The organism is Aureicoccus marinus (assembly GCF_002954325.1).
Taxonomy (GTDB): Bacteria; Bacteroidota; Bacteroidia; order Flavobacteriales; family Flavobacteriaceae; genus Aureicoccus; species Aureicoccus marinus.
The window spans coordinates 2,080,865-2,096,102 of the sequence record NZ_MQVX01000001.1 but is presented as its reverse complement, the minus strand read 5'-3'; the positions used below and the strand labels follow the sequence as shown (position 1 = coordinate 2,096,102).

General features: G+C 44.2%; 15 protein-coding genes. 2 read left to right on the top strand and 13 right to left on the bottom strand.

Annotated elements, in window-relative coordinates; all coding sequences use genetic code 11:
- Nucleotides 1-131: 131 nt before the first annotated feature.
- The 9 genes from BST99_RS09760 to BST99_RS09720 all read right to left on the bottom strand — a co-directional run bounded on the left by BST99_RS09760 (nucleotide 132) and on the right by BST99_RS09720 (nucleotide 9,652).
- Nucleotides 132-851, bottom strand: a complete 720-nt coding sequence (locus BST99_RS09760) for a permease prefix domain 1-containing protein (protein WP_146106263.1) — start codon at nucleotides 849-851, stop codon at nucleotides 132-134.
- Nucleotides 824-1,168: a PadR family transcriptional regulator gene (locus BST99_RS09755; RefSeq protein WP_105001637.1), complete on the bottom strand. Its 345-nt coding sequence runs from the start codon at nucleotides 1,166-1,168 to the stop codon at nucleotides 824-826. Before BST99_RS09755 ends, BST99_RS09760 begins: the two co-directional genes overlap by 28 nt.
- Nucleotides 1,169-1,561: 393 nt before the next feature.
- Nucleotides 1,562-2,218 carry a T9SS type A sorting domain-containing protein gene (locus tag BST99_RS09750; RefSeq protein ID WP_105001636.1) on the bottom strand — a complete coding sequence of 219 codons (657 nt, stop codon included), beginning with the start codon at nucleotides 2,216-2,218 and terminating at the stop codon, nucleotides 1,562-1,564.
- The gene (locus BST99_RS09745) at nucleotides 2,215-4,584 is read right to left on the bottom strand and encodes an Ig-like domain-containing protein (protein ID WP_105001635.1); all 2,370 of its coding nucleotides are present in this window, start codon (nucleotides 4,582-4,584) and stop codon (nucleotides 2,215-2,217) included. The genes BST99_RS09750 and BST99_RS09745 overlap by 4 nt, the downstream gene beginning before the upstream one ends.
- Entirely contained in the window at nucleotides 4,581-6,878 is a 2,298-nt protein-coding gene (locus BST99_RS09740) for a glycosyl hydrolase (RefSeq protein WP_105001634.1), read from the bottom strand. Before BST99_RS09740 ends, BST99_RS09745 begins: the two co-directional genes overlap by 4 nt.
- Nucleotides 6,879-6,986: 108 nt before the next feature.
- On the bottom strand, nucleotides 6,987-8,093 hold the full coding sequence (locus tag BST99_RS09735; protein ID WP_105001633.1) for a DUF2891 domain-containing protein: 1,107 nt from the start codon (nucleotides 8,091-8,093) through the stop codon (nucleotides 6,987-6,989).
- Nucleotides 8,094-8,150: 57 nt separating this feature from the next.
- On the bottom strand, nucleotides 8,151-8,570 hold the full coding sequence (locus tag BST99_RS09730) for a putative signal transducing protein (RefSeq protein ID WP_105001632.1): 420 nt from the start codon (nucleotides 8,568-8,570) through the stop codon (nucleotides 8,151-8,153).
- Nucleotides 8,571-8,582: 12 nt separating this feature from the next.
- Complete coding sequence (locus BST99_RS09725; protein ID WP_146106262.1) at nucleotides 8,583-9,305, bottom strand: hypothetical protein; 723 nt, start codon at nucleotides 9,303-9,305, stop codon at nucleotides 8,583-8,585.
- Nucleotides 9,306-9,322: 17 nt separating this feature from the next.
- Nucleotides 9,323-9,652 (bottom strand): hypothetical protein, encoded by a 330-nt coding sequence (locus BST99_RS09720; protein WP_219843829.1) that lies wholly within the window; start codon nucleotides 9,650-9,652, stop codon nucleotides 9,323-9,325.
- A gap of 100 nt (nucleotides 9,653-9,752) precedes the next feature.
- Between BST99_RS09720 and BST99_RS09715 the strand changes: the two genes are divergently transcribed.
- Together BST99_RS09715 and BST99_RS09710 are read left to right on the top strand one after the other, a co-directional pair.
- Nucleotides 9,753-10,493 (top strand): LytR/AlgR family response regulator transcription factor, encoded by a 741-nt coding sequence (locus tag BST99_RS09715; protein ID WP_105001629.1) that lies wholly within the window; start codon nucleotides 9,753-9,755, stop codon nucleotides 10,491-10,493.
- 90 nt (nucleotides 10,494-10,583) lie between these two features.
- Nucleotides 10,584-12,056, top strand: a complete 1,473-nt coding sequence (locus BST99_RS09710; protein WP_105001628.1) for a serine hydrolase domain-containing protein — start codon at nucleotides 10,584-10,586, stop codon at nucleotides 12,054-12,056.
- Nucleotides 12,057-12,170: 114 nt separating this feature from the next.
- Here BST99_RS09710 and BST99_RS09705 read toward each other — a convergent pair whose 3' ends face one another.
- From BST99_RS09705 to BST99_RS09690, 4 genes are all read right to left on the bottom strand, one after another.
- Nucleotides 12,171-12,959: a hypothetical protein gene (locus BST99_RS09705; RefSeq protein ID WP_146106261.1), complete on the bottom strand. Its 789-nt coding sequence runs from the start codon at nucleotides 12,957-12,959 to the stop codon at nucleotides 12,171-12,173.
- A gap of 233 nt (nucleotides 12,960-13,192) precedes the next feature.
- A complete protein-coding gene (locus BST99_RS09700) occupies nucleotides 13,193-13,750 on the bottom strand; it encodes a hypothetical protein (RefSeq protein WP_105002485.1) in 558 nt (185 codons plus the stop codon).
- Nucleotides 13,751-13,791: 41 nt separating this feature from the next.
- Entirely contained in the window at nucleotides 13,792-14,343 is a 552-nt protein-coding gene (locus tag BST99_RS09695; RefSeq protein WP_105001626.1) for a hypothetical protein, read from the bottom strand.
- A 16-nt stretch (nucleotides 14,344-14,359) separates the two neighbouring features.
- Nucleotides 14,360-15,208 carry a hypothetical protein gene (locus BST99_RS09690; protein ID WP_105001625.1) on the bottom strand — a complete coding sequence of 283 codons (849 nt, stop codon included), beginning with the start codon at nucleotides 15,206-15,208 and terminating at the stop codon, nucleotides 14,360-14,362.
- Between the last annotated feature and the right edge of the window lie 30 nt (nucleotides 15,209-15,238).

The following is a 15,238-nucleotide window of genomic DNA, read 5'->3' as shown; positions in this document are numbered from 1 at the left end:
TTAACTGCCAATTATTAAAAAAGATTTATTCTTTCAGGCGAGGTCTCTTTTTTCGATGCAATAAAGGGTGCTTGTGTCGATTAAATATGGATATGTCGGTTGTTTTGTTGGTTGAATTGCTGGTTCTTAATTCATCCATTTTGGAATTGTTTGGTATTGTTTTTTCTGATGGAATAGAATAAATGCCCAGATATAGCTAATAATAGACTTAATAGGAGTAGATCTAGAATGATATGATTATACCTTAGGAGCCCAAAGGTTCTGGGGTTTACCAATCTCGAAGCATTAACACCCAAAGCAAACTCAGAAATTTTAATGAGTAAAACGAAACTTATCAGGAGTGGGGTACTTTTTAGAATAGATAACTTTTTGTATTTGTTTCCACGGAAGAAAAAAAGTAAGCCTGAAACAAGAAGAAGTAATTCAATTCCAGGTGAGATATAACTGATGTAATACGCGCTCATATCAAAATAAGATCCCACCAACGCGCTAACCGATTGGATGATATTTTGAGCTGATTGAAAGACCAATAAGAGAAGAATACCCTGTAGATAAGGCATGAGTTTGCTTTTGAGGTGATATTTCCTGTTGACCTTATAGAACTCTCTCGTGAGTGTATTCGTACTCCCAATTCTTTTCTTGGCTATAATAAAGGCCTCCTCTAAGCTTAATCCGGTTAGAGTTAATTCATCCATTTCATCCCGTAAATGACTTTCTAGTTCTTCGATGTTCTCAGTAGTCATAACTGAGCTTTTCGCTAACTCCTTTTTCCAAAGGTTGAGACTATCCTCTAAGCTAAATGTGGTTAGGTTGAGACTATCCTTTACGTTAAACGTGGTTCGATGTTCCATAGTTTTGATATGATTGTGTTAATTGTAATCCAATTCTCTTGTTCTCTGGCTAATTCTTTTTTCCCTTTGGATTTAATTCTATAATATTTCCTTCGGCGTCCGGTTTCGGCAACTTTCCAATACGCTTCTATGAGTTCTTTTTTTTCTAGTTTATGAAGAACGGGGTATAGAGTGCCGTCAGCATAATTAATTTTGCCTTCTGATAACTCCTTTATTCTTTGAATAATTTCATAACCATATGATTCATTCTTTGATAGAATCGATAGGATTATTGGTATAGAGGAGGCCCCGATAAGTTCCTTGGAGAGGTTTTCCATAATTTATTAATAAGGAGTCAATATACATAGAAGTTCTAAGTATAACAAATCATTTTAGAATTGACTAGAAAAAGAAGAGAGATACTTGGGCAATGAAATAACTAAAATTCAATCCTTTTTAAAGGGGGTATTATAAGGCGGTGAATTATTGAGCAATAAAAAATCCCGGTAGAAACCGGGATTAATTTGGTAGGGGGAATAAGCGACTACTAAACACTAACCATTAACTATAAATAAAATAATCTACTTATTCGAGTTTCCGGCATAAATACCGGTTAATATCCTACTCAATATAGTGTTCTCATCGATTGGACGAAAAGAACATAGAGCTAAAAGTATAAAATAGGTCATTGCTCTTTGGTAACATAGGTTACAAAGAGATTAATTTGATGCTTATTGCTTCACTACTTTTAGCTGTGATTGCACCGTAGGGGCTTCGAGCGTGATAAAGTAAACTCCCAGAGCGCATTGCGAAAGATCGAGTTGGATGAGACGATCCGAGGGGATGTTCATTTTCTTCTGAAGTACCAGCTGACCTGCCGAGTTGTTGATGGTCACATCTACATTTTCTTCCAGTCCGCCGATGTAGAGGAAGGCTTCACTTTCTACCGGATTTGGGTAAAGAAGGACTTCTTCACTGATAAAATACTCTTTGTAGAATACCCCTTGACAATCTTTGTCCGTCGATATTTTTAGTGAATTCAAGCCCGTCTGAAGAGGGAGGATCAAAGTGGAATCCGTGGTCTGCGTAATGTTTCCGTTGAGTTCAATTAAATAACTCTGGCCTCCGTCGAGATCTATACTCACTGATTTGCTGTCGGGGTTCAATTTTGAGCTCGCCGAGAGCGGAGCTGGTTCTGTGATCGTGACGGTAAAACACTGTTCGTAATCGGATACTCCGGAAACGGTAATGCAAATTTCATAGTTGCCCGCGGCCAAACCATCAATACTCGCAGTGTGCTGGGTGGCAGTAGAAAGGTTATAGGTGCCCTCGCCAGGTACGTTTACCAAATACTGGTGAGAGGTGTCCGAAGCTCCAATAGTAATCATCCCGTTGGTCGAACCTGGCAGGAAGCCGAGGTAGTCGAAATCAGGAAGTTGTCTGAAGGTAAGCTGAACTGCTCGCAACCGGAGGCATCGACTTGGACACCTTCCGGGGTGTTTGGGCACAGGTCATCTGCGTCTGCTACGCCGTCATTGTCTGCGTCGGAATTTCCGCCGTTGCAATCATCTCCTACGGTATATTGAAGATAGGGGGTAACGGCAAGACCTCCTGCGAAGGCAAATTTACAAGCGTAGCTAATGGTTGTTCCCGGAGTCTGGTTGGCGAGATTTATGCTGAATCTCTTCCCGCCCGAATTGTTCATTTGGGTTTCTTGGAAGGGATTTTCTCTCCAGATATAAGCGATGACATCTGAACGGTTATCCAGGAGTTCAAATTCGAGAACGACGTTGTTGCCTTGGGTGCTAAACCAGTAATTGTATCCGATTTGAAATGCGCCCTGTTGTGAATCCGCTCGCTGCCCACTGCAAGCGTTGTTACTGCTTTCGGTGGTCGTCGCGTTTAAGGTGATAGTGTTGCCGTTTTCATTTCCGCTGGCGTCTTTTACACTGGCCAAAAAGCTGTAGTTTGTTTCAGGATTCAGTCCAGACCAGGTGGCTTCGGTTTGGACCCCAGAATCACCGGAGAATAAACGTTCCTCATTCCCCAATTTTAACGAAAAGACCACGCTTCCGGAGTTATCTTCTGCCTGTAAATGAAAGTTCGCAGAAGTAGAGCCCACCTCACTCACCTGTGCCGAAAAATTGGTCGGCGCGGTGGTGTCATTTTCGCCCGCGCAATCACTGCCTACGGTATATTGAATATACTTGGTTACCGAAAGTCCACCCGCAAAGGCAAACTTACAAGCATAGCTGATTTGCTGTCCGCTGCTTAAGCCCGTAATCGTTCTTTGAAAGACCTGTGCACCAATCTGATCCATATTGAATTCCTGGAAGGGGCTTTCTTGCCATAAAAATGCCACTAGCCCTGGTTTATCGGTGTCGAGCAATTCAAAGGTGATGGTCACACTATTGCCCACTGTTTCGAAGGTCGAGATATAGCCGACACTGAATTGACCCTGCTGGGCATCAGAGCTGTTTTCTACGCAACTCTGTACTTCGTTAATGGTGATGGTATTGCTTGAAGAAATACTGATGGCCCCGCCGCTATCGGTGGCTTGGGCCGTAAGCTCATAACTGCCTGGATTTACTCCTGCCCAGGTATATTCATAAGGCGATTCGGTTACCTCTGCGAGCTTCTGATTCCCTTGGAAGAACTCAACTTTGGTGATGTTTCCGTCGACATCAGAGGCCGAAGCACTCAGGAAGATGGATTCGTTCTCGCGAAAGGAACTTCCATCGGCTGGGGTGAGAAGGCTTACGCTGGGAACGCTGTTCCCCGTCTGGTTCACGATGATCAGGACTTCATCTGTGTCTGAATAGCTGCCGTCATCCACTTTGAGCTGGATTTTATACACCCCTTCTACCAGGTTCGAGATTTGGGGTGAAATCGCATTCGCGTTATCAAAACTGACCAGGGAAGGACCGTACAATTGGGTCCAGGTATAGATCAGTTTCTCAGTTCCGTTGTATTCGGTTCCACTTCCATCCAGGCCAGTACTGGAGTTGGGAAGCACAACAGTCTTATTGCCGCCCGCATCAGCCAAGGGTACTTCATAGGGTAAATCTGCGGTCCGTGTAAAGGTGAGGCGCCCAAGGTTAAATTCGCCACTGCTAAAGGCGATCCTCAAAATATGTTCTCCCTTCGGCAAGGCGATATCAGGGATGGTTTGCGTGGCAAAACTCTCCCAAGCCCCGGTCGTTGGGACCGAGACGGTATTGGAGATCGAGGAGCTGTCTAGTTCTAACTGAAATGGGCCTCCTCCTGCATTGTTGCCCGATGCGTAACGAAAGGCGACATCATACAAGCCGGATTCAGTGACATCGATGCTGTATTCAACCCACTCACCTCCGGATATCCAGCCAATGGTGGCTCCTTCTCCCTGGACTAATGCGGCATCGACGTCTTCTTCTGGACGAAAATCCCCGTTGTTTCCTTTAGAGATATCCAAATAAGCAATGCCCTGCCCCAGACCTCCTTCAAAAATATCGTAATGACCGGCTTCAATGGTTCCGGGAATGCTGTGAATTTGCCCGTTATAAGGGAGTTGTTCGCCAACTTGAACACTGACGATATTCGAAATCTCAAAGGCTTCACCCACATAAGCACGCGCATAGAAGTTGCGTTTACCGATTTCCAGATTCTCGGTTAAAAATTCATAAGGAGCCTCGGTATCGATACCCAAGAGGTTTTCGCCTTCATAGAATTCAACCCGGTCAGCTGGTGTTCCTTGAACGGTGAGGCTCAGGGTCACTCGTCCGTTGCATACGCCTGTTCGAAGCTGGAGCTAAGCTGGGCTTCGATATCCAAGGAACGGTTGGTGGTGAGCTGGTTGGCCGGCGCTTGCAAAACAAAACCATCTGAGAATTGAACATCAATGGCGCTGTTGGAGTAGTTGTGGACCACATAGGTTTTTACCCCTTCTTTTTCGAAAACGGAAGCGATGGGGTAGTTGGCGGTGATTTCTGGGAGTATAGTTCCCATGGCATTGAGGGCGTGAAGCCAATGGTACGTCTGTGCATCGGAAACCCCGAATTTCAGGGTTCGGTCTGGCGAGAGTTCGTAAAGTTCGATTGCCCTGGCCGGATCGATTTGGGCCAAATACTTCCAAAAAGTGTCGTACCACAAATTGGGGTTGTCTGAGTTGGGGTTGAGTATTTCGGTGTAGTTTTCGATTTCGGACCAGATCTTGTTGACGTAATTTTTATCCTTGGCCAGGTAAAAAGATCCTCCGTGGATGGGATAAAGCTCGATCCCGTAAGAAGCGGTGATGTCCGAGGTCCAAAAGGTACCGTTGTCGTACGAATTTCCCCAGACGCGAGAGACCAGGCCATAGGTCTGATTGGGCTGAAAATTTCGCTCGCTAACATCGAACCAATATTCTTCAATGGCGGTTTGTTCCGTGGTGTAGAGATAAATACCCAGATCCCGAATATCGTCTTGTCCTGTTAAGGTTCCCCAGTGGATAAGGGAGGAGTTGAATTGCATACTCTCGGAGGTGGACTCTTGGTCATTGCCCTGAGGAAAGGAGGCAAATCCATTGGCCCAGCAGTGGCCAGCAAATGGACTGAAATTTCGCAAGAACGGAAAGTCGTTGTCATTGCGGTCCTGAGATGCCGCGTCGCGAATTAGGCGGTTGATCATAGGCCCCCACTGATCGGCCCATCCCGGTTCAAACTGTTCCAAAAAGGAAGCGGCGTGAATAAAGTATCCCCAGTGAAAATGGTGGTCATTGATGTTGGTGTCTTGACCGTGCCCCGCCGGATAGCCCAGCATGGCCGACCAATCCGTGTTGTAATAAAACAAGAAGGCTACTTCCCCGGAGGTATAGGTCAACCAGTCTTCCAGGCGATTTTTAACCGTGTTTACAATCTTATCTCTGGAAGCGGAGTTTCCCATCTCATGGGCGATACGCGCCGTTTGTACCAGTCGGTTCATCAATTGACCTTCGTTATACGAATCGGTCCAGAGATCGAGCTGATTGTCTTCGATTTGTCGAATTTTCTCATCCAATTCAGCCGGATCAAAAGAGTTGCTGTAAGGGCTCAGAAAGGGGAGTGTAGGCAGGATGCCCGAGAAGGTGTTTTCGACGCTAAAGGTATTCCCTTGCAGCATTTTTAGATCGCCTCTTACACTGGAATAGGTTTCAAAATTAGGGCTTGCGCTCCCGCTGGAGAGGTGATCCCACTGGTGGGGAAGTAAACCCTGTAGTACATTTGAGTTGCTTCCCTCTTTGATATCAGGAGTGATGTTAAAAACCGTGGTCATCACGGAATTCGATTCATTGTAACTCCAGGAAGTAGAGGTGTTCGCAGGAAAAACGTAGGCGTGTTCTTTAAAGCTGTCGGCCATTTGAGCTACGTTGGCCGTGGACTGTGGCAGTATGGCCATGGACCAATAGGTTTTGTTGTCCAGGGTCGATGTATAGGTATTTCCGCTTTGGGTCCAACTTGCTCCCGTTGGGGCGTAAAAAACAAAATCAGCGCCCTGATTCGCATTTTCGATGATGAGCATTTCTTGGTTGATGGTGACCGTACCGCTGTTTACTTTGATTTCTACCTGGTCATTGGCTTCTTTTTCGAAATAGAGAAAGGGCATTCCGATTCCGGAGGTGACCGAAAGTTCGTTGTCGGCATCCTTCCAGTTCATGGTAACTGTCCAGTCTGAAAAATCCGAAACCGTTGTTCTGCTTGTTTGCAGGCCAGACAGACTCACCTCGATTGGAGCGGAATCTCCGATGACTCCCCAGGGGATATAGGTGACGATTAAGCCAGTGGAGGTGGTTTTCATCGTCATGGGGTAGTTGAACAAATTGTCAGCTTGGTCCTCTTTTACCAGTTTAGACCACCAATCGTTTGTGGGAACAGGTCGTCCCGTCGCTGCACCACTCAGTTGGGGAGTGCCGGCAGGAAATCCGTTTCGGCCCGCAACATCCGTTCCGGGGAAATTGGTGGTGTAACTTCCACTTCCCAATTGCACTTGTGCACTTGCAAGAGAAGTGAGTAGAAAGAAGCCAATAAGCAGTCTCGAGAGTAAGGATCGAACCATAAATTTCTTTGTAAACGGGGGCAAAGACGCATCGTGAACGCAGCGTTCAAATCCCTATTGATTAAGGCATAAGTCCTAAATGTAGTCAAAAGACTTTAAGATAAAAGCTTATTGCGCTTCGATCTTGGTTTTAAAGGCATAGAGGGCGAAAGACCCTAGCCAGTGCTGGCCCGCATAATCGCCGTCGGTGATTTTAGACAAGGAGTAGTCCAGGTGATCTGTGGCCAGGTTGTAAGCGGCGTTGTTTTCTTTGAGGGGGTAGAGGCACCAGGCTCTGGAAAAATTCACCCCGTCCAAGTGAACCAGGTGGCCATCGGAACGGTCCTTGACTTGTCCTGGAACCAGCACGAGCTTCTGTTGATACAGGGCGGGTAGGAACTCCTTGGACCAAGAGGCAAACTCTTCTTCAGAAAGGACTTTCCGCATGATATCAATTTCTTGCAAGCAAGGCGAAAGAAAGTCGTGCCCGCTCGGTTCCCATTCAATAGGGCAATCCTTGTCTTCGCTGTAAAAGCGCAATGCCGCCTCTTTGATGGAGGCCATCAGCTCCTCGTCACCCACGGTTTGGGCGTAGTCAAAAGCAAAGCTGATCCCAAAAGCCGTATTGGTGTGGGTTCCCACGCGGATGGGGTAGAGCAGTTTGGGCAGGTATTCCTGGTAGGCGTTCGAAACATAGTCCGCCAGGGGTTGGAGGTTTTTGTACCACTGCTTGGCCTGGGGGTTATCCCAGGTGTAGAGCTCTTCCTGGAGCTTGAGAAGCCAGGCCCAGCCATAGAGTCTTTCGAAGGACTTGCTTTCTCGGTTGATGGAGAAATAGGCCACCTCCTTTTCGATGTTTTCGGCCGTCAGGTTTTGATTGAGCATTTGTATGGCCTCGTCCTTTCTTTCTAAATCAGGGAAGTTTTTGAGCAGGTAAACCAAAGACCAGTGACCGTGGACTGCGGAGTGCCAGTCAAAGCAACCATAGAAGGCCGGGTGGTGGTCTATCGGCATGGCCAAATCACTTTCTTTCGCCACGACCAGCCCTGATTTGTAGGGGAGGGGATTCTGGATACATCCCAGCGGCAGGTCTGCCAAACGGTTGGCTTCGCTGAGATCCAACTCAATTTTTTTGGTGCTTTTTTCCGGAGGTGTGGGAGTGCTTTCTTTTTTCACTTCCACCATGCAGGAGTTCAGGATGAGGCTGAGGCAGCAGAGGAGGCTGAGGTTTTTCATCTTAGTGATTTAGCAGTAAGATAGTGATTGTAGATATTCGGAATCGTAAAGTTGGTTTTATTCCTCGTTGAGTTTGAACTCTTTCCCGCAGGATTTACACTTGTAAAGTGTCTTGAAATAAACCGGAAAGACAAGGAAAAAGAAAGATACAATAGCCGATAGAACGCCTTTACATCCTTTCATTGATTTAAATCCGCTGTAGATTTCGTTGGACTTGCAGTTTGGGCATTGAATAGGGTTTCCTTCATCATCCAGTAGCTTAGAGTTGCTGAATTCCAAAAGGATTTTCCTGGCTTTTTTCTCGTCCTTTTTATTAATCTTAAGTTTTATGCCGCCTACTGTAATGTTGTAAAGCGGATAAAGGGTCACCATGTTTTCATCGAATAGAAAGCATGTAATTTCCTCACTTTCGAGTTTGGCTTTCACCATATGGGCCTCAATGGTATTGTCAAAGGTTACAAGGGTGATAAGTTCCAATTAATTAGTTTTTTAGCGATCTGAATTAGAATACTCCATTAACCTTTGAACATCTATCTCATTAAGGGTTTTACCAAAAGTTTCGCGGTGATATTTTATCGAATAGCGAGTGGAATCTGGTTGAATGATGGCTGTTGTATCCAGGATCCAAGAATAGAATTTAGACTCTTCTATGGAAGAAAAAGCTGGCCCTGTCATATTGCGATCTTTGAAATGGCAAGCAGCACAATGTATATGAAATAGTTTTCGTCCTGAAGAAGGGGCTGCCGTTATAGAAAAATCGAACTTTATTGAATTGATTGTAGTGTCGCTATCAGGAAATCGGATGGATTTAAAAGCTTCCAGAATGGATTCCTCATCTTCAATATTGAATCCTATGAACGTGATTTTATTATCCTTATAGGCCTTGTCAATATATAATCCGGTAAACCCCTTTCCTTTTATTTTGGGCCTGGTTATTTCGGCAAGCTTACCATTTATCGTGTCTATGGCAAAGAGTTGTTGATTCGTAGCCGCACTACTTAAATCGCCCGAATACCAGCCGTAATCAAAAATCAGGGAATCTTTACCGTTTGTGATTCCTCCTACGTAACTATCAATCCCTTGAAGTTTAAACTTCTTATAGCCCGGAGGGAGCATCATTTCGAATGCACCGAAATCTTTGCTTCTCTTTTCGTTGCTATTGCAGCTAAAAAGTGAAATTACGATTAAGAGGATGAGTACTATTTGTTTCATGTGGTTGAGGCAGTATGTCAACTATACTTCTTTATACTCCCGTTATCCATCAATAAATATTCCATTGAGGTAATATCAGAGAAGTATTTGAACTTATATCCATCTCCCAATTCTATGGCGGTTCGTTTCATTAATGATATTCCGAGATCATCATGCTTGGAGATTTCGGATGGGGTTAAATTGGAGCTTTCATACGGAGCGGAAGGGTATTCGGCTACCCATTGGGTTATTTCACGGATCAGATCTCCTGAGATGGGCAGCTCTTTTAGATCGATATAACCGCTGAACTCATCTCTTATACCAGTGCCGTCTTGGCCGGCATCAAATTTTAAATACCGATTCTTCATGCCTTCCGATGCCATCTCTTTTCGTTAATTTTAGTATTCCGGTAGAAGAAATTCTCACCGAATACCCTGTGTCTAATTTAAGACACTTTTGCCCACCTGAATGAAACGGATCAGCACCTCTTTTAAACCCAATTTGATTGTCTCTTTATTGATCGGGGGTTGGCTGTTTCTTTTTATAATGCTCATCAGGCCTTTTCAGCAGGAACCTTTGTCCATTTCGGAATGGTTGACTTTGGCTGCCGGGCACAGTCTAATCGCCTTGGTCTCTTACCTGGTCCTTATTCCACTTCAAAAAGAAATCTTCAGGACCTCTAAGCAGTGGAGTGCAACTTACGAGCTCTTATTCTTTGTACTCTTTTATACCCTGGCATGGTTTCCGAGTTATCTCTACCACAAGAGCGATTTTTTTAATGGGATCTATTCGGTGCCTGAGTTTTTTCTGAAGGTCTTTTTGCCTTCGATCGTTGTGGTGACACCGCTCCTTGTTTTCGCACGAATGCACTTGGTAAAATTACCTCACGAGTCGGATCAATGGCTGGTTATTCGCGGCACCTATAAGCTGGATTATTTGAAGCTCAAGCGGGAAGACCTGGTGTGTATTTCGAGCTCGCAGAACTATGTCGATGTCTACTATTTGGAGGCCGGTGTTTTGAAGCAGAAGACCATTCGAACATCCCTAAAGCGAATCGAAACGGAACTGCCAGAGCTGATCAGGGTGCACCGATCGCACCTTATCAATGCCGATCATTTGGTTTCCTGGAAAAACGGAAACACCCTTTCCCTTACCCAAATGGAAGTTCCCGTGAGCAAGAACTACAAGGAGCGTTTGCCGTCTAATTGATTTCGTCCCTAAAAGGCTGTCATTCGTAACTATGCTTAGAATTTGGTCTGGAGATCAGAAGGATACAGATACTTTGGTCCAAAAAAATTCATGGATCAAAAGTTCGTTTTCAGACTCATTCTGCTTTTTGTTTTTACCATCGCTTTCAGTAGTTGCCATAAGGAAGAGACCCAAATTAAAACCTTGCTGGGTACTTCTGTTTCTAAAGAGAGGGTCGATGCCTTTATTGATGAGCAGATGCAGGCGCTGAATATGCCTGGTCTTTCTATCGCCATTATCAATGAGGGAGAAGTGGTCTATCACAGGGTTAAAGGATACGCCAATAAAGAGAGGCAGATTCTGGCCGATAGTACGACTCTATTCGAAGGGGCTTCGATTTCAAAATCGGTGTTCGGTTTTTTTGCCATGACTTTTGTGGAGGAGGGCCTGCTGGATTTGGATAAACCGCTTTACGAATACTTGCCCAACCCGGCTATTGAGCATGATGAGCGGTACAAGAAAATTACGGCCCGAATCGTCCTTTCGCACCGGTCGGGATTCCCGAATTGGCGAGACGACTATCCCGAAAAGGAACTCTTCATTCAGTTTGAACCGGGAACCGCCTACCATTATTCTGGCGAGGGCTATCAGTATTTGGCTGAGGTGCTAAAGCATTTATTAAACACCAATTGGGCGGGTTTGGAAGCGGAGTTTCAAAAACGGGTGGCGATTCCCTTTGGGTTAGAGCACACGGTATTTATCAAGAATGACTATACCCGAAAGTACAAGGCCCAGCCCTATGATGTGGACGGAAATTGGATTGATAAGAGTAAGAGTGAATGGTGGACCAGCCGGGATTCGGTCTTTGTGGCGCCAACAACAATTCACTCCGAAGCGATTGACTTTTCGAAATGGATGATCGCCATGATGCAGGAAGAAGGTTTGTCTGAAGAAGGTTTTGCAGAGCTCTACCGTCCTCATTCCGAAATTGTTTCGGGCTTGCTCCAGGAGGACTATACCCTTGGGTTTACACGATTGTCGGTGCTGGGGCTAAGCGAACTGTATACCCATAGCGGTAACAATGATGGATTTTCCTCCTATTTTGCCTTTGACAAGGAGAAAGAATGGGGCTTTGTGGTCTTTACCAACTCTTCTAGGTTAGGGGATCAATTTGCGCAGAATTTGACTTACCGACTGCTGCTCTCGGGCTCTGTTCCCAAGCTATCTGCTATCGTCCTGTGTACTCTTTTCACTGCACTGCTTCTGATTACTAATCTGATCCTGGTTTTCTTTAAATCGAGGAGAAGGGGTATTCGATTCGCTAACCTGAGAATAGGGTTACTTGCTCTGAGCTGCTGCCTGTTGTCCCTGGTTTTGATGCTCACGGGACACTCGGGAATAGTTAATTACCTCTACGGCTTTGGGGTATTGCTGACGGTGTATTGGGGATGGAATGTGCTTGGGCAGATACGGGCGAATTGGCGCGAGGAAAGGAGTGCAAGAATCGAATTGTGTGTTCAATGCTTCCTCCTTGCAGGGGTGCTTTTTTCTGGGGTTGCTGTTGGGTTGTTGGAGCAGGGCTGATAGATACTTCAGTTAATGGCCTTACCAAACTGACCAAAACCGCTTAACCTTATCTCTTGGAAACTATAGGAATAAGTAGCTTTAAATATGAATACTTCTAGTATTTAGGAAATCTTAGTAGTACTCTATAGTTCGGCTATGAATTTCTGTAGGCTTTCCATCTATACTCTTAATCCGGCGGGTCCAATTCCCTTTTGTATCGTATTTGTACGTGTAGCTTTCCGTTCTGTATACTACATCCGAAGAATCGAAGAATTTCTTGGTTATGATATCGCCTTTGGTGTTGTAGGAGACAGTATAAAAGCTGCTCAAGGTTCCATTTCTATTGTAATCCAGAGACTTGATTAGCTGGTTCCTGGAATTGTATTGAAATTTTTGAAACTGAATTCTACCTCCACCTGAACCGTAGTAACTATACTGCGTTTTGTTACCTTGCTCGTCGTACTTGTAATACGATCTAGCACCTTTATATCCTAAGGTGCTTTCAAGGGTCTCGACCTCGGTGGGCAGCCACATTCGATTCATACGATACTTCCGTTTTGAATAAAACTTGTTATCGCGATCGTACTTATCTTCTATCAAGCCCCAAACTAAACCTGCAAAACCTGAATTATCGTAATTCTGGTATACGACTCGGTCGTATAGAAACTGTTTTCCGCTATTATTATACTCATACGCTTTAAGTTCTTTTAACTGCTTTTTGTTATTGCTTTGATAAGTGTAGGTGTACAGCATGTAGGGTAGGCCATTCTCATAATTGTTGGTAACGGTGAGTTTATAGCCTAATTCATTGAAAAGGTAACGGGTAGAACGTCCTCTTTTTTCGCTCACAATTTGATTGTTGGCAACGGTCGGTTTAAAATCTGTTTCAATAATCATCCTTACCCGGGATCGAAGATTCATCTCTTTGGTATCAGGTTTTCCATATTGGCCGTAAGCTGAATGAAAGATAAAGCCGTAAGAAGGGTGAGTAAGTGTACGCGCATTATGTAATTAATTTTAAAAAGTTTAAACTAGGATCAGTGGTAATATAAACAAGGTTTATTAAGGTTCCAACCGGTTAGAAAGTTACCTAAAATTCAATTTGAAAACGCCTTGTGTTTTGGGGATAGGGCATTTGAAAAAATAAGTGGCTCTTACCTCTTTTTAAAATCAATACCCAAGTTCAATTGCAGCATGATGGGCCAGATATTTCCATTTCCGTTGGTGTCGAAATAGTATTGAGGTCCGATATCGAGGAGGAGGTGAAAGTTCTTTCCGTATTTTCTCTGAATTCCCCATGTGGGGCCAATAGCGAAGTCAAAGTCTGAGGTCCGGCTTACGTTTTCGGCGATAGAATTTCCGCGTGTGATGAATCGTAAGGAGACAAAATTCCCGGAGTTGTTTTCCGTGGTTTTGTTTTTGCTGTCCCGCTTATTGAGATTGTAAAACCACTTTTCTTGTAGATCCAAAAAGGGGCTGATAATGTAGATGAACCCATTGCCACCAAAGGTCAGATCGGGATATCCACCGCCATAGCCAACTCCAAGACCAGCGGAGAAAGTGGAGTGGGTACCTGTGGGTAATTCCAATTCAAGTCCGGGGTTTAAAAAGTTTACTCTCCAAATCGTTTCTGTACTAATATCGTTGGTGCCCTGGGCGTAGGTGCCGGTTAGTATTAATGCGAAGAGGAGGGTAAGGAAGTGTTTTTTCATTTCATTCAATGTTAGTGCAAACTTGATTTGTTTCAATTGCCTTAGGAAAGCGGTAATCCGACATGGGTCATGAAGAATTCAATGAACCATTTTAAATCGTTTAGGACATATTGCTCGGTCTCATCATCAAATCCTAGAATCTGGTGTCTCCTTTGTTCATGGTCTACCAAATAGAGATTTCCTTCAAAGGTTTCTTCATCAATTTGTTCTACCGAAAATTCAAAGTCTTCTATGTTCGTTGAGTCGAATGTAAATTCCCCAAACTCGTTTTTGACTTTGATGACCTTATGATCAAGTGTCTTTAGGTTGTCGTTTGCTTGCTTTTTGGATCTAAGCCGTGAGAAATAGAAAAATCCTGTACCAAAAAAGAAAATGATTCCTGCGATTATTCTTCCACTATTCGCTCCGCTAAAATCAATGTTGTTTAGGATCATCATTAAGCAAATTCCGATACCAGCGGCAATAGGAAGAATAATGAGTCCGATTATAGTTGCCAGGTCTGTTTTATGTTTTCCGATCACTATTTTTCCATTTTCATTGGAATAAGAAATTTTATGCCTTTTTAATTTGGCTTCTAAAACTGTAGTGTTCATTTGAGACGATTATTACTTATTCATCCTCTTGTTCGCTTAAATCCTCAGCCTCCGGTTCAGCTTCGGCCTTCGCTTCAACCTCAGCCTGAGCTTTAGCCTCTGCAGCTTCTTTCTTCGATCTTACCTTCAATCTCCAGAGCCAATACAGACCTCCAAGCGGTATTCCGACTGTCCATACAGATCCGAGATATCCCATATAGTAAAAACCAATTCCAAACAGGAATTGAAAGCTTAATAAACTAAAGGAAAGCCCTTGTACGGCGTTATAAGTGAAGGAGGGAACATTGAAGATGAGTACACCCAAATACTTCAGCCATTTTCTTTTGACCTTACTCTTTTTGATTTTGCGTATGACCCAAATATTGAATATCGGAACGCAAATGGCTAGGAGCCCAACGAGCCAAAAGAAAGTCATATCTGGAATGGGCTCTTTTACATCCAGGGTGTCTATGCGTAAAATTTTATTGGTGGAATCATCGAAGATAATTTCAAAAACACCGAACTCCGTTTCATTCGCAAATTCGATTCTCGCTAAGGTGGTATTGGGCGCCGTGCTTTGTCCTTCAATGGTCGAAAAGGTTTTGTGTGCAGTCATGAACTTATAGTCCAGTTCTTTTCCAAAATTGTCTACGATTAATTGACCGAAGTTCCGAAGTCCGATTTTTAGTGAGTCTCTATTGGCACCCTGATAAGCCACGTGTTCGGTAGCTAAATAGGACAATCCCTTGTCGTAATCCTCTGCAATAAGAGCATCCACAAACTCTTCAGTGGTGTCTTTGTAGGTAAATGCATTCTTGATGAAATCGCAGCTGGTTAGGAGTGATACGGAAAGTATCAGCAGGAGTGTTTTCTTTAGTTTGGTCATTGTGTTGGTTGGTTTTGAGTGAGTTTGGTT